13 protein-coding genes are annotated in these 16,061 nt (G+C 39.8%); 8 read left to right on the top strand and 5 right to left on the bottom strand.

Going from position 1 to position 16,061, the window contains the following annotated elements; genetic code table 11:
- Positions 1-30: 30 nt before the first annotated feature.
- Together AC1M89_RS10170 and AC1M89_RS10165 are read left to right on the top strand one after the other, a co-directional pair.
- A complete protein-coding gene (locus AC1M89_RS10170; RefSeq protein WP_035267867.1) occupies positions 31-873 on the top strand; it encodes a hypothetical protein in 843 nt (280 codons plus the stop codon).
- Between the two features lie 156 nt (positions 874-1,029).
- On the top strand, positions 1,030-2,049 hold the full coding sequence (locus AC1M89_RS10165) for an AraC family transcriptional regulator (protein WP_481590631.1): 1,020 nt from the start codon (positions 1,030-1,032) through the stop codon (positions 2,047-2,049).
- 55 nt (positions 2,050-2,104) lie between these two features.
- Here AC1M89_RS10165 and serS read toward each other — a convergent pair whose 3' ends face one another.
- From serS to rplU, 5 genes are all read right to left on the bottom strand, one after another.
- Positions 2,105-3,376: a serine--tRNA ligase gene (gene serS, locus AC1M89_RS10160; protein WP_179997729.1), complete on the bottom strand. Its 1,272-nt coding sequence runs from the start codon at positions 3,374-3,376 to the stop codon at positions 2,105-2,107.
- Positions 3,377-3,488: 112 nt separating this feature from the next.
- On the bottom strand, positions 3,489-4,274 hold the full coding sequence (locus AC1M89_RS10155) for an RsiV family protein (protein ID WP_481607564.1): 786 nt from the start codon (positions 4,272-4,274) through the stop codon (positions 3,489-3,491).
- A 110-nt stretch (positions 4,275-4,384) separates the two neighbouring features.
- Complete coding sequence (lolA, locus tag AC1M89_RS10150; RefSeq protein WP_035267863.1) at positions 4,385-5,083, bottom strand: outer membrane lipoprotein periplasmic chaperone LolA; 699 nt, start codon at positions 5,081-5,083, stop codon at positions 4,385-4,387.
- Between the two features lie 217 nt (positions 5,084-5,300).
- Positions 5,301-5,558 carry a 50S ribosomal protein L27 gene (gene rpmA / locus AC1M89_RS10145; RefSeq protein ID WP_035267862.1) on the bottom strand — a complete coding sequence of 86 codons (258 nt, stop codon included), beginning with the start codon at positions 5,556-5,558 and terminating at the stop codon, positions 5,301-5,303.
- Positions 5,559-5,577: 19 nt separating this feature from the next.
- Entirely contained in the window at positions 5,578-5,889 is a 312-nt protein-coding gene (gene rplU, locus AC1M89_RS10140) for a 50S ribosomal protein L21 (RefSeq protein WP_035267860.1), read from the bottom strand.
- 407 nt (positions 5,890-6,296) lie between these two features.
- Here rplU and sdsA point away from each other — a divergent pair, with 407 nt between their 5' ends.
- From sdsA to adeK, 6 genes are all read left to right on the top strand, one after another.
- Positions 6,297-7,274, top strand: coding sequence for an All-trans-nonaprenyl-diphosphate synthase (sdsA, locus tag AC1M89_RS10135; protein ID WP_035267858.1), 978 nt, complete (start codon positions 6,297-6,299; stop codon positions 7,272-7,274).
- 23 nt (positions 7,275-7,297) lie between these two features.
- The gene (locus tag AC1M89_RS10130) at positions 7,298-9,349 is read left to right on the top strand and encodes a site-specific recombinase (protein WP_481612937.1); all 2,052 of its coding nucleotides are present in this window, start codon (positions 7,298-7,300) and stop codon (positions 9,347-9,349) included.
- A 163-nt stretch (positions 9,350-9,512) separates the two neighbouring features.
- On the top strand, positions 9,513-10,148 hold the full coding sequence (locus tag AC1M89_RS10125) for a phosphatase PAP2 family protein (RefSeq protein WP_035267854.1): 636 nt from the start codon (positions 9,513-9,515) through the stop codon (positions 10,146-10,148).
- On the top strand, positions 10,148-11,389 hold the full coding sequence (locus AC1M89_RS10120) for an efflux RND transporter periplasmic adaptor subunit (protein WP_035267853.1): 1,242 nt from the start codon (positions 10,148-10,150) through the stop codon (positions 11,387-11,389). Before AC1M89_RS10125 ends, AC1M89_RS10120 begins: the two co-directional genes overlap by 1 nt.
- A gap of 12 nt (positions 11,390-11,401) precedes the next feature.
- A complete protein-coding gene (locus tag AC1M89_RS10115) occupies positions 11,402-14,578 on the top strand; it encodes an efflux RND transporter permease subunit (RefSeq protein WP_481608747.1) in 3,177 nt (1,058 codons plus the stop codon).
- On the top strand, positions 14,578-16,029 hold the full coding sequence (gene adeK, locus AC1M89_RS10110) for a multidrug efflux RND transporter AdeIJK outer membrane channel subunit AdeK (protein ID WP_035267849.1): 1,452 nt from the start codon (positions 14,578-14,580) through the stop codon (positions 16,027-16,029). Before AC1M89_RS10115 ends, adeK begins: the two co-directional genes overlap by 1 nt.
- The last annotated feature ends 32 nt before the right edge of the window (positions 16,030-16,061 follow it).

The following is a 16,061-nucleotide window of genomic DNA, read 5'->3' as shown; positions in this document are numbered from 1 at the left end:
GGCTTATTTATTTTAAGAGGGAATTTAGCTGTGAATTATATTTTAAAGGGGTTATTCACTGGATCAATCTGCTTTGCATTAGGCACTGCAGTTCAAGCGGCAAATTGGAGTGATACTTCACTGGCTGTCAGTTATGGTCAAGATTTCTCAGAACCATTTAAAGACGGTGATTTTGACAAATATATTTTTAGTCTAGTACACCTAAGCGGCTATAAATATGGCACCAATTTTTTTCAACTCAATATGCATCAATCCTCAGCTGAACCAAATGCAAACAAAGCTTCTGGTCGAGGAGCTCAAGAGGCATATGCAATTTATCGTCATACCTTAGATATCCCAAGTATCACGCAACACAAACCGAATGATTCTAGTTGGTTCAAGACATATGGTTTTACAGTAGGTTTTGACTGGAATACAAAGAATGATGATTATGGTTCAAATCGACAAATGTATGTTGCTGGTCCAAGTGTTACATTAAATACACCAGGCTATCTTAATCTCAGTTTGCTAGGCTATTACGAGAGCAATGATGCTAATGTACTGAGTAAAAAATATACCTATGATCCTTACTTAGCACTTCAAGTGCTTTGGGATTTTCCTATTATGCAATCGAATTGGAATTATCAAGGCATAGGTGTTTGGATGAGTACCAAAGGGAAAGATCCTTTTGGTGAGCCTACCGCCAGTGAAATCTTTGTAGACATGTCTTTAATGTATTCTTTACTTAAAGATAAATCTGCCAATCAACCAAAATTGAAAGCTGGGATTGCTTATCAATACTGGAAAAATAAATATGGTAATGATGCATCTGGTGTTGCTGGTTCAGGAGCGACCGCGAGTAGCCCTATGTTACGTGTCGCTTACCACTTTTAAATAACATATCAAATTAATCTAATTTAGTACCAAAAGAGTATTTTTATATTCTACTATTTTAGATTAATTTATTTATTTGAGATAAAACAAAAAAAGCAAAATCATGGATTGATTTTTGCATAAGTAATGATAAGCAAGCTAAGGATAGAGGTATTTATGTATAGCCAGCAACACAGGTCTATTTCTACGATTCAATCACATACGCAGAATATTCATGATGCCAACCATTGTCTTGATTTAATCATTGGCCCACATGATTTAGTCGATTTTAATCAATATGAACCATTGGATTTTAGTTTTAATGGATCGCAAATCGGTCGTATGATTATTGGGGATTTAACATATGGTAAAGATGTAATTTTCAAAACGCATACGCATGAAAATATGAACCACTTTTGTATAACGCGCCCTAAAAATGGGCGACCACTATTTAAAAAAGATGGTCAAACTTTTTACGCCTGTTATGATCAAGCATCCATTGTTTCACCTGAAGATAAATTTGAACTAATTATTGACAAAGACTGTGTGCAAACATTCATTTCTTTTTCAAAGACTTTTGTTGAAAAAATACTTTCAGATTTAATCTCTCAGCCAGTTACCGAACCTTTGGTATTTCAAAATGTGATGGATCAAAACAACCCGAAAATTAAAGCATGGTGGGATTTAATTGACAGTATTAAAAATTTCACAAACAATTTTACCAATACTTCATTTTTTCAAGAAATGCGCTCAGATTTTGAATATATTATTGTGAAGTCATTATTATTATCTCAACCCAATAACTATAGTGATTTAATTTATAAAAATACTTTAGATTATCCTGACTTCTTTACTCGCTTGTTAGAATTCATACAAAAAAATATACATCAAAAAATTGAAATTTCAGATTTAGAATATGCATCTGGATTAAGCAAAAAAAAGCTGAATACAATTTTCAAAAAATATTTAAAATGCAGTCCAAATGCTTATATACGCCATTACCGACTTAAATGTATTTATAATGAAATTTCACAGTCTACGCATAAAATTAATATTACTGAAATTGCTTATAAATGGGGTGTTACACATTTAGGTCGTTTTTCACTTGAGTATAAAGATGCATTTGGGGAAAAACCGAGTGAGACCTTAAAAAAAATTATTGAAAGGCAAACAGGCAGTGCTCAACTCATTCATTAAAACACTCAAAAAAAAAAGCTAACTCAATTGAGTTAGCTTTTTTGTGTTTTATCGATTAATCGATAAAACTTTGTCCACCCATATAAGGACGCAAGACTTCAGGAATCTCAATCGAACCATCTTCTCGTTGATAATTTTCCATTACCGCGAGCAAAGTACGACCAACTGCTAAACCTGAACCATTCAAAGTATGAACAAACTCTGTTTTCTTTTGATCAGCACGGTAACGAGCTTTCATACGACGAGCCTGGAAATCCCCCATGTTTGAACACGATGAAATTTCACGATAGGTATTTTGGCTTGGTACCCAAACTTCTAAGTCATAAGTCTTCGTTGCACCAAAGCCCATATCACCACCGCATAAGATGATTTTGCGATATGGCAATCCAAGCGCCTGTAAAATACCCTCAGCATGCCCTGTTAACTCTTCCAATGCTTGCATAGAGTCTTCAGGTTTAACAATTTGAACCATTTCTACTTTGTCAAATTGGTGCTGACGAATCAAACCACGTGTATCACGGCCATAAGAACCAGCTTCACTACGGAAACAAGGTGTATGAGCAGCATATTTCAATGGTAGACGCTCAGGATCAATAATCTCATCACGCACAAAGTTGGTCACAGGCACTTCAGCAGTTGGGATCAAGTAATATTCTTTGTCACCTTGAAGCTTGAATAAATCTTCTTCAAATTTAGGTAACTGACCAGTTCCACGTAATGAATCAGCATTTACTAAATACGGTACATAAGCTTCTGTATAGCCATTTTTCAATGTATGTGTATCTAACATGAACTGCGTTAGTGCACGTTGTAAACGTGCAAGCGGGCCCTTGAGCACACTGAAACGAGTACCTGTTAACTTAGTCGCTGTTTCAAACTCGAGTCCACCCATCCACTCACCAAGATCAGTGTGATCTTTAATTTCAAAGTTGAATTCACGAGGCGTACCCCATTTTAAAATTTCAACGTTGTCATTCTCATCTTTGCCCTCTGGCACCGACTCATGAGGTAGGTTTGGAATAGAAAGTGATTTTGCTTCAATTTCAGCTTGTAGTTCTGTTAACGCAAGCTCAGCGGCTTTAATTTCATCTCCGATCGCGCTCATACGAGCCATGATTTCAGAGGCATCACCACCTGCTTTTTTGATTTGACCAACTTGTTTAGCACCCGAATTACGTTCTGCTTGTAAAGCTTCAGTCTTAGACTGAATTTCTTTACGACGAGCCTCTAAAGATGCCCATTCTTCTACGTTGAGTTGCACGCCACGTTTAGCTAAGGCTAAATTTACAGCCTCTATATTATTTCTAAGTAATTTCGGGTCGATCATGGTTAATCTTTTCAGGGAAAAAAACTGCCTATAGTGTAAGCGCTTCGTTGAAAAAAATACAGTCGAAGCGCTGACAGCTGAAGCTTATTGAATCAAATTAAAATAGAGTCAATTACTCAGCAGCGAGTTTGGGTAGGTTTGGAAGATATTCTGACTGTATCAAACCATTCACACTCACATAAGGTAAAGTGAGTTCAGACATTCCTTCAGCATAGGACGCGAGTTCATACAGCGGATAAACAAAGACGATACCATCAACTCCGTAATAGAAATTGTCACTTAATTCGAGTTTATCTTGTTCAATATTGTGATCTGTAAGCCACATACTATTAGCACTATAAAGTGTTTCTAATAGCTTTTTATTTTGACCTTTCACAATTAAATCTTGTAGTGCTATTCTTTTTTTAGTTTTTAAATCGAAATGAACATATTCTTTGTGGTACATCCCATGTGCTGCACCAGCAGGATATACATAGCTCAGATATTCAAAACTCGCTATATTCTGATGTTGACTTAAATAACGTACCACAGTCTGACTCTGACTCAACTTCAGCGGATCCACAGTAGTTGTCTCTGTATTCTTAGTAGCCGATTGGAATGGTATAGGGTCTGCTTTTTCAATTCGATTTTTAAAATACGTATTAATCCACGGATGATTAGTTTCAACCGTTTGGAATGAATATTCTGTACACCCTGCCTCATCGCATACTTGCTTCTGTTTAGGCTTTAATTCGACGTTCTTCGATTCGATATACCAAGATTCTGATTGTTTTGCTTGCACAGCAGTCTCATTGCTTTTTTTAGTTTCTGCATCAGATTGAGGCTGACAAGCGCCTAACATGATCATTGATGCACAAATAACACTCAATTTTCCAAACCGATTCATGTGTTTTAGCATATAGCCTCCAATAAAAATGAGTGTTTAACACAGAGACTATAAATTCTAGATGACATGAATTCAGTTGAAATTTGTAGTTAAAAAAAGCAGCGATAAACGCTGCTTTTATATTATTGGTCAATAATGTCTGTGCCTTTAGGCGGTGTAAAGTTAAATGTTGAATCCGGAATACCTGCATTCACTTTCACATTACTAAATTTAACGTGTGTAGTTTGTCCTAATGAATCTTCTAAAATCATTAAGCTTGGCGCTTTATTTGCACCGAAACTAATGGTCAGACTCTGAAAGGCACCATCTTTCTGCTTAGGATATAACGTGTAGTAAGTTTTAGCTTTATTTGGCTGTGTTACACGATATGACTGCATAATTTGGTTGGTATTACCAGACAATAATAATGCTGGTGTATTGGCAACTTGCTCATCCATATTTTGACGAATTGCCTGCTGTAGATCTGGGTCATAGATCCAAATCATCTTTCCAGAAGTCACAATTGTTTGTTTTGCTGGTGCTGTAGTTTCCCAATAGAACTTACCTGGACGAGCAACTTTCATCACCCCAGTAAAAGTCTGATTCATATGTTGAGCACTCAAACCTTGTTTTTGTGGTGCTTTACTAGATTTAGTTGCTTTCGTTGTTTGTTCAAAATTTGCCGTTAAACTTTTTATTCCGTTTAATTGACGAACCAAGTTTGCGGTCGCTTGTTGCTCCGAAGCAGCCACTGGCGCTGCGAAAACTTGAGTGCTTGCGACTGGTGCCATCATTGCAGCACTCATTGTAATTGCACCAATCGTTTTACGAAGCATTGTCATGATCCCACCTTTTGTTATTGATCATCATTTGATATGGAGTCATCTTAAACCAAATTTGATCGCTAATAATTGAGAAAATAAGAACTTTTGTATTGTTATTTAGCTAAATTGTTGAAAATACTTCATCATGATGAAGATTCACTTCAGTTCAAAAACTTTCTTTCAGATATAAAAAAACCCACTCAAGAGTGGGTTTTTTGGTTATGCCTGATAAAACTTATACAGTTTCAACAGATACATAACGACGGCCAAATTGACCTTTAACTTCGAATTTGATCACGCCATCAGCGGTAGCAAATAAAGTATGGTCACGACCCATACCAACGTTAGCACCAGCGTGGAACTCTGTACCACGTTGACGAACGATAATGTTACCAGCAGTCACAGCTTGACCACCGAACATTTTAACACCTAACATTTTAGGATTTGAGTCACGACCGTTACGTGTCGAACCACCGGCTTTTTTAGTTGCCATGTCTATTTACTCCTCGTAATTAGCCTGAAATAGCTGTAATTTTCAACTCAGTGAACCATTGACGGTGACCTTGTTGTTTACGATAGTGTTTACGACGACGCATTTTGATGATGCGGATTTTGTCGTGACGACCATGGCTAACTACTTCAGCAGTTACTTTAGCACCAGCAACAACTGGAGCACCAATTTGAATGCTATCACCGTTCACTAACATTAATACGTCATCAAACGTAATAGTAGAACCAGTTTCAGCTTTCAATAATTCAACTTTAAGGGTTTCACCCTCAACAACACGGTGTTGTTTACCACCGCTTTGGATTACTGCGTACATAATGTACTCCAACAGGCCCGTGTCGTCGTGCCGATAAAGGAATATATCGATCTTAAAACGAACGCCACTGGGGGTTATTCAAGGGCAAGGATTTTAAGTGATAATGAAATAAACAACAAGGTCTTTTGTCTAAAAGTTAACTTTCATCCCGAAATATCTATTTCTTACATGAAAATAACAATTTGCTGATTGATTAAACTATATTTATTCACAAAATGAACTACTTCGAATATCAAATAACGTATCAAGTTTTATTGGTATTATGAAGATTAAATCACAAACATGAATAGAAACTGAACAACATTAAGAAAATCATGCATATTCATGTGGCAAAGCGACCAAAACTTTCACTTAAATTGTTACACTAGCTGAGTAACATCTACTGTTTGTATAAGGACTTCATTGTTATGGCCATCGATTTTAAGCAAGACATTCTCGCACCTGTTGCTACAGACTTTGCTGCGATGGACCAACTTATTAATGAAGGAATCAGCTCTAAAGTTGCTTTGGTGATGTCAGTCAGCAAACATGTGGTTGAGGCAGGTGGTAAACGCATGCGTCCTATTATGTGTTTATTGGCTGCTCGCGCTTGCGGTGAAACCAACCTAGAGCATGCCCAAAAGTTAGCTGCAATTATTGAAATGCTGCATACCGCTACACTGGTACATGATGATGTCGTAGATGAGTCTGGGTTACGCCGTGGTCGTCCTACAGCGAATGCAACATGGAATAACCAAACCGCTGTACTTGTTGGAGACTTCCTGATTTCTAGAGCTTTCGATTTGCTCGTAGATTTGAACAATATGGTGTTATTAAAAGACTTCTCAACAGGAACATGTGAAATTGCCGAAGGAGAAGTACTTCAACTGCAATCTCAACATCAACCTGAAACCACTGAAGCGACGTATTTAGATATTATTCACGGCAAAACATCTCGTTTGTTTGAATTGGCGACTGAAGGCGCTGCGATTCTTGCCAATCAACATCAATATCGTGAAGCACTCAGAAAATACGCAGGTCATTTCGGGAATGCATTTCAAATCATAGATGACATACTCGATTACACCTCTGACGCAGAAACACTTGGTAAAAATATTGGCGATGACTTAATGGAAGGTAAGCCAACACTGCCACTGATTGCTGCTCTACAAAAAACTTCTGGTGCAGAGCACGATATTATCCGTCGTAGCATCACTACAGGTGGGACTGAACATTTGGATCAAGTGATTCAGATTGTTCAAAACTCTGGTGCACTAGATTACTGTCGCGAACGTGCTGTTGAAGAAACTACAGCAGCTCGTGAGGCATTGTTACAACTGCCTGAAAGTATTTATCGTCAAGCGCTTGATAATTTGGCGCAATTAGCATTAGATCGAATCCAATAAACTTCAACTAAAAAAATTTGCGTATGCATATAAACTTTAATGATCTTTTTAAACAAATGCAGGAGCAACTTGACCATCATCAAGCTGCTCCAAACGAAAACATACTCATTGAACTCGTTAATCGCATCCGTCCATCAGACAGTTATAACCTAGAAGAAATTAATCAAAAATTTCAGGCGTTGATACAAGCGTTATTAATTACGCCGACTGCAGCCACCACTTTTCAAGCCTATATCGTTCATCTGATCAATCGCTATAAACAAACCACTATTTATGCGGACAGTGGGATTCTTTCTCTAGATGGTTTTTGGAATCAGTTGGGTCAACGAATGGGAGCGCATGTTCTTCCCCTTTTGACCGATGAAACTGATTTAAAAGATTTAGTCTTCCGTGTCTTTCATTTACGTAGCGATAAATATTGGCTAGAAAATATTGAAGATCAGCAATGGATTCAGTTTTTTCAGATTGTCAATCAAAGTAATGGCAGCTTAGATGCAAAATTTGGCATCAAACGCGACATGATTAAAGCCATTACAGTTTTATCTTACCGTATCAGCGGTATTGGACTTTATCCTGAGTTTATTAATGCACAACCAGAACTGACTGAATATGAGTCACCTTTTTTGGTGCAGAATCGTGAAATCATTGAATTTATTGAGCTATACAAAAAACATTATAGTGAAGCTGATGATCTCACTGCTATGGTCGTACCCGACGCCAACCAAGCTTTGGTGATGATTGAGCAGTGTCGCGATGTTGTTTTAAAGATTCGTCGTGCTACGAAAAGAATTGGGGTAAGTTTAAGTCTCACTTATTTATTGTCTTTGCTTGAGCAATGTTTAGATCGTATTGAACTATTATTGAACTTATTGACTGAAACTGGAAAAGTTCAATACTTAGCACTAGCTGAGTTATGTCAAGATTTAGTTGCGGCTCACTATGAGGAGCGAAGTGTTCGAGAGCTTTTAAAAACAAACAGTGAATTAATCGCATTACAAGTCACTGAAAATGCCAGTAAAACAGGCGAACATTATGTAAGTACCAATAAAGCTGGTTTCTTCAGTATGTACAAATCAGCCGCAGGTGCAGGCGTCATTATCGCTATCATGGCGACCTTGAAGATTCTCACTGCGCGCATCGCCATGGCACCTATCATGCAAGCCTTCGCGTATAGCATGAACTATGCATTAGGTTTCATGTTGATCCATGTACTGCATTTTACCGTTGCAACCAAACAACCTGCTATGACTGCAGCTGCCCTAGCCGCGACAGTTCAACAAAAGAAAGGGTCTCGAACTGCACAAATTGCAGAACTTGCTGCACTGATTATCAATATTATCCGTACGCAGTTTGTCGCTATTCTCGGCAATATTTCCATTGCAATTCCGGTTGCAGCATTGATCACCATGATGTGGCCGTTGATTTTGGGTGAACAATTACTCAATCACAGTAAAGCAACATATTTACTTCATAGTTTGAATCCTTTTACATCCCTAGCAGTCCCACATGCAGCTATTGCAGGTGTATGTCTATTTTTATCTGGTTTGATCGCAGGTTACTTCGACAACATGGCAGTGTATCGTAAAGTCGGACCTCGCTTAAAAGCACATCATCGTCTAAAAAACTGGCTAGGTGCTGACAGACTGGAAAAGTTTGCAAACTATATTGAACGTAATTTAGGAGCACTAGCCGGGAATTTCCTGTTCGGAATCATGCTAGGCAGCATGGGGACAATTGGCTTTATTCTTGGTCTGCCTTTAGATATTCGTCATATTGCCTTTGCTTCAGCAAACTTTATGCAGGGCCTATTGAGTATCAATGGCACGCCTGAAATAGGGCTCATTATTGTTTCATTCCTTGGTGTATTATTAATTGGTTTGACCAACTTATTTGTCAGCTTTAGTCTCACTATTATTGTGGCATTACGCGCAAGACGTGTTCGTTTTGAACAATGGAAACCTCTGGCAAAATTAGTATTTACTCACTTTGTTACACGACCAATGGACTTTTTCTGGCCCCCAAAACAACCTTTAGAGGTCGAAGATCCAATTTCACCAAAGAAATCTTCTCATTAGATATTTGTGTTATTTTTTGTGCTAAAAATAAGATGCACATTGTAATGAAATTACTATAAATTATGCTTTTACACTGACTTGAAAAAAAGTGTACTGGCGAGTACACTTTGACGCATTCATGCAATAAATGTATGCCACTATAATATAACTTAGGTTATTTTATATGCCTTACTTACTGATTTTAATAGGTTGTTTAGGAATAACGATAAGTAGTATAGGAATCTATATTCCAACGATACAACAGCTCGATCTCACTGCTGTTTCATGGATGAGTCAACACCGCAATCCCCTCATAGATGGAATTGCGGTTTTATTGTCTCATGTTGGCGGTTTACCGATCATGCTGATGTGCGTGGCGATTTGGACCTTACAGCAATGGCGATTAAAACAATATGCTAACTGTCTATTTATCTCACTTGGTCTCGTTGGTGGTGCCTGTCTTGGCTGGTTACTCAAATATGCTTTCGACCGACCTCGTCCAAATGCAATTTATCAAATCGTTGAAACTTATGGAGCCGCATTTCCAAGCGCACATAGTCTCTATGCAGCAGTGATTGCTGGTTTGATGATCATGATCTTTCGAAACCATCATCAAAGTAGAATCATTTTTGTCGCTGCCTGTATATGGTTTGTTGGCATGGGTTTTTCACGGGTTTATCTCGGTGCTCATTACCCGACAGATGTTGTTGCAGGTTGGAGTATTGCGTTGATATGGCTGACTATACTGTGGTTAGTCCTATCACAACGGATAGCAAAGCAAACAATTATTTTTAGAGAAAAATCTAACGAGGTGGAATAATGATGTCGGCAAAGCTTTGGGCCCCTGCCCTCACTGCTTGTGCTCTTGCAACAAGTATTGCACTTGTGGGTTGTAGCAAAGATCCAAAAGATGCAGAGCAAGCCGCTGCACAACAGCAAATGCCGCCAACTGAAGTTGGTGTCATCGTTGCTCAACCACAAAGTGTTGAACAAACTGTCGAGCTTTCGGGTCGAACTTCAGCCTATCAAATTTCTGAAGTACGTCCGCAAGCAAGCGGTGTGATTTTAAAGCGTCTGTTTGCTGAAGGTAGTTTTGTGCGTGAAGGACAACCTCTGTACGAAATTGATGCCAATACCAACCGTGCGAACTTAGACAGTGCAAAAGCAGCCTTAGTTCGTCAAAAAGCCAATCTCAATGCGCTTCAAGTTAAAGCTGACCGTTATCGCCAACTTGTCGGTATCAATGCTGTGTCTAAGCAAGAATTTGATGATCTACAAGCACAAGTTAAATTGGCACAAGCAGATGTTGCAGCTTCAGAAGCAGCGGTGAAAAATGCGCAGATTAACTTAGGTTATTCTACTGTTCGCTCACCAATTTCAGGGCAATCAGGTCGCTCTAGTGTGACTGCAGGTGCATTGGTAACGGCTAATCAACCTGAAGCATTGGTAACAATCCAACAGCTTGATCCAATCTATGTCGATATCAACCAATCAAGTGCTGAGCTTCTTCGTTTACGTCAACAGTTGAGTCAAGGCAGCATCGACCGCAGCAACAATACTAAAGTTCGTTTAAAACTTGAAGATGGCAGCATCTACCCTATTGAAGGTAATCTTGCATTCTCTGATGCAAGTGTAAATCCAGAAACAGGGACAGTTACCCTACGTGCTGTGTTCTCAAATCCGAATCAATTATTATTGCCAGGAATGTTCACTAATGCTCAAATTGTGCAAGGTGTAATTCCTAATGCGATTTTAGTGCCTCAAGCGGCTGTGACCCGTACACCAACAGGTCAAGCGACTGCGATGATCGTGAATGCGAAAGGTGCAGTTGAAGTACGTCCAATTGAGACTGCAGGTGTGCAAGGCAAAGATTGGATTGTGACCAAAGGTCTAAATACAGGTGACAAGGTCATTGTAGATGGTGTGGCGAAAGTTAAACCTGAACAACAAGTTGTAGCTAAACCTTATCAACCTCAAGCTGCAGCACCTCAAGCCGGCAAAGATGGTCAACAAGCAAAGCCAGCAGCTCAATCTGAACAAAAAGCTACTTCAAATGCATAAGGAGTAGACTGAATGGCTCACTTTTTTATCCATCGCCCAATTTTCGCTTGGGTGATTGCATTGGTCATCATGTTGGCGGGTATTTTATCCCTCACCAAGATGCCAATTGCGCAATACCCAACGATTGCACCACCAACGGTATCGATTTCTGCAACATATCCGGGTGCATCTGCTGAAACTGTAGAAAACACAGTAACGCAAATTATTGAACAACAAATGAATGGCTTGGATGGGTTACGTTACATCTCATCTAACAGTGCTGGTAATGGACAAGCTTCCATTACTCTAAACTTTGAACAAGGTATCGATCCTGATATTGCACAGGTACAAGTTCAAAATAAACTTCAATCAGCGACTGCACTTTTGCCTGAAGACGTACAACGTCAAGGTTTAAAAGTTACTAAGTCTGGCGCAAGCTTCTTACAAGTTATTGCGTTTTATTCTGAGTCAGATGCATTAGATGCAAATGACATTAAAGACTATGTAAACTCAAATATCTCTGAACCACTTAGCCGTGTGACTGGTGTGGGTGAAGTGCAAGTATTTGGTGGTTCATATGCTATGCGAATTTGGATGGACCCATCCAAAATGGCCAACCTGCAAGTTACACCGAGTGATATTGCAAATGCATTAAGAACTCAGAATGCGCAAGTGGCGGTAGGTCAGTTAGGTGGTGCACCTTCTGTACAAGGTCAAGTTTTAAATGCGACTGTAACTGCTCAAAGTCTTTTACAAACACCTGAACAATTTTCAAATATTTTCCTTAAGAACTCACCAAATGGTGCACAAGTTCGTTTAGGTGATGTCGCTAAAATTGAATTAGGTGCAGATAATTATGCATTTGACTCTAAATTTAATGGTCAACCTGCAGGTGGTGTAGCGATTCGTTTGGCAACGGGTGCAAACGCATTAGATACAGCCCAAGCGATTGAAGATCGTTTAAAAGAATTACGTCCAAACTACCCAACAGGTATGGTGGACAAACTTGCTTTTGATACAACACCATTTATTGAGCTCTCAATTAAAAGTGTTGTGAAAACCTTAATTGAAGCGATTATCCTCGTATTCTTGGTCATGTTCTTGTTCCTACAAAACTGGCGTGCAACCATTATTCCAACAATGGCTGTTCCAGTGGTTGTATTGGGTACATTTGCCGTGATCAACATATTCGGATTCTCGATCAACACATTAACCATGTTCGCTATGGTTCTCGCCATTGGTCTTCTGGTGGATGATGCGATTGTCGTCGTAGAAAACGTTGAACGTGTGATGGCAGAAGAGCATCTTGAGCCTGTGGAAGCGACTGAAAAGTCGATGGGACAGATCTCTGGTGCATTGATTGGTATTACCTCTGTCTTAACTGCAGTATTCGTACCTATGGCATTCATGGGAGGTACGACAGGTGTAATTTATCGTCAGTTCTCTATCACGCTCGTTACAGCAATGATTCTTTCATTGATTGTTGCATTAACCTTTACCCCTGCATTGTGTGCGACCATGTTGAAAAAACATGATGCCAACAAACCTCAAAGCAATAACATTTTTGCCCGTTTCTTCCGTTGGTTTAACAATGGTTTTGACAAAATTTCGGTGAAATATCAAAACGGCGTAAACCGTTTAACACATGCCAAGCTATTTGCAGGATTGGTCTATGGTGTTGTGATTGCTGTGATGGGCTGGTTATTTGTCAACCTTCCTTCTTCATTCTTACCAGATGAAGACCAAGGTGTGGTGATGACTCTCGTTCAGCTTCCACCGAATGCAACGCTTGAACGAACAGGTAAAACAATTGATCAAATGACAGGCTTCTTCCTCAACAACGAGAAAGAACATGTTGAATCTGTATTTAGTGTTGCTGGTTTCTCGTTCACGGGTATTGGTCAAAATGCGGGTCTTGCCTTCATTAAGTTGAAAGACTGGAAAGACCGTACCTCTCCTGAATCTCAGGTCGGTGCCATTATCCAACGTGGTATGGCACTGAATATGATTGTGAAAGATGCCAGCTATATCATGCCTCTTCAACTTCCAGCAATGCCGGAGTTGGGCGTGAGTGCAGGCTTTAATCTACAGTTAAAAGCAGCTGCAGGTCAAAGTCACGAGCAATTATTAGCAGCACGTAATGCTGTACTCGGCTTAGCTTCTCAAGATCAGCGCTTAACAGGTGTTCGTCCTAATGGACAAGAAGATACGCCTCAATATCGTGTCATCGTCGATCATGCTCAAGCTGGTGCTATGGGAGTCAGCATTGCTGAAATCAATAGTACGATGGGTATGGCATGGGGTGGTACATACATTAATGACTTCATCGATCGTGGTCGTGTGAAAAAAGTGTATGTCCAAGGTGAAGCGAGTTCTCGTATGATGCCTGAAGACTTAGACAAGTGGTATGTCCGCAATAACCAAGGTACGATGGTTCCATTCTCAGCGTTCGCAACAGGCGAATGGACTTATGGTTCACCACGTTTAGAACGTTATAACGGCGTTTCTTCCATGAACATTACAGGTACTCCAGCTCCAGGTGTGAGTTCGGGTGATGCAATGGCCGCGGTTGAAGAAATCATTGCAAAGCTTCCTTCAATGGGCTTACAAGGTTTCGATTACGAATGGACTGGTTTATCTCTCGAAGAACGTGAGTCTGGCGCACAAGCACCATTCCTTTATGCTCTTTCGTTATTGATTGTCTTCCTCTGCTTGGCAGCCTTATATGAAAGTTGGTCTATCCCATTCTCTGTACTCATGGTTGTGCCATTGGGTATTGTTGGTGCACTTGCCTTAACATTCTTGGGAATGATTATTTTGAAAGATCCAAACCTTTCAAATAACATCTACTTCCAAGTGGCGATTATTGCCGTGATTGGTTTGTCCGCGAAGAATGCGATCTTGATTGTAGAATTTGCGAAAGAGCTTCAAGATCAAGGTGAAGAACTCTTCGAAGCAACCTTGCATGCCGCGAAAATGCGTTTGCGTCCAATCATTATGACCACATTGGCTTTCGGTTTTGGTGTTCTTCCTCTAGCTCTCGCTTCTGGCGCAGGTGCAGGAAGTCAACATTCCGTGGGTTATGGTGTACTTGGTGGTGTAATCAGCTCAACACTTTTAGGGATCTTCTTTATTCCAGTGTTCTACGTATGGATCCGAAGTATCTTTAAAACAAAACCAAAACAAAATAAACAGGAGCAAATTTCGTGATGCAAAACGTATGGTCTATTACAGGTCGTAGCATTGCGGTATCTGCAATTGCGCTTGCTTTGACAGCATGTCAAAGCATGCGTGGTCCAGAACCGGTCACTCAAGCCAATATTCCAGGAAGTTATCTTGGCAATGCTTCTGGTCCATCTATTGCGGAGCAAGGTTATAAGGATTTTTTTGTAGATCAACGCTTAATCCAAGTTTTGGATTTAGCCTTGGCAAATAACCGTGATCTTCGTAAAGCGACGCTAAATATCGAATTAGCACGTCAACAATTTCAAATCAGCCAAAACAATCAATTGCCTACGATTGGTGCAAGTGGTGGTGTTTTACGACAAGACACGGTCAATTCGCCAAGCCCAGTAACAACCTATAATGTAGGTTTAGGTTTAACGGCTTATGAAATTGATTTTTGGGGTCGTGTTAGAAGCTTGAAAGACAATGCCCTAGACACTTATCTTTCAACTGCAAGCGCACGTGATGCCACTCAAATTGCCTTGATTAGCCAAACAGCTCAAGCTTGGTTGGCTTACTCATATGCGCAAGCGAATCTTAAGCTCGCTGAACAGACGCTAAAAGCTCAACTTGAATCTTACAATCTCAACAAAAAACGTTTTGATGTGGGAATCGACAGTGAAGTTCCGCTTCGTCAGGCTCAAGTTTCTGTTGAGACGGCACGTGGTGATGTTGCTGAATACAAGACTCAAATTGCACAAGCGGTTAATGCGTTAAACCTCCTTGTAGGTCAACCACTACCTGACAATTTATTGCCTAAAGAGAGAATCACACGTGTGACATCAACCACTGCTTTTGCGGCTGGTTTGCCAAGTGATCTACTCAACAACCGTCCAGATGTTAAAGCGGCTGAATATCAGCTAAGTGCGGCTGGTGCGAATATCGGTGCTGCAAAAGCGCGTTTATTCCCAACCATTAGCCTCACAGGTTCAGCAGGTTATGCATCAACAGACTTAAGTGATTTATTCAAGTCTGGCGCTTTTGTTTGGTCTGTTGGTCCTAGTCTAGATATACCAATCTTTGACTGGGGTACACGTCGTGCCAATATTAAAGTCTCTGAAACACAGCAACAGATCGCATTGTCTGATTATGAAAAATCAATTCAATCTGCGTTCCGTGAAGTGAATGATGCTTTGGCAGTGCGTCAAAATATCGGTGAACGTTTAACTGCACAACGCCGTTTAGTTGATGCGACCAATACAACCTACAAACTCTCAAATGCCCGCTTCCGCGCTGGTATTGACAGTTTCTTAACTGTACTAGATGCGCAACGTACATCGTATAGTGCTGAGCAAGGTTTATTGCTGCTTGAACAAGCGAACCTTAACAACCAAATCGAGCTCTATAAATCACTCGGTGGTGGCTTAAAAACTAATACTACGGATCAAGTGATTTATCAGCCTTCAAGCTCAGATTTAAAATACGACAAGAAGTAATTTTTTGTTTGAATAAAGCTCACTTCGGTGGG

Source organism: Acinetobacter sp. ANC_7635, assembly GCF_056779945.1.
This window is presented reverse-complemented; position numbering and strand designations above follow the sequence as displayed.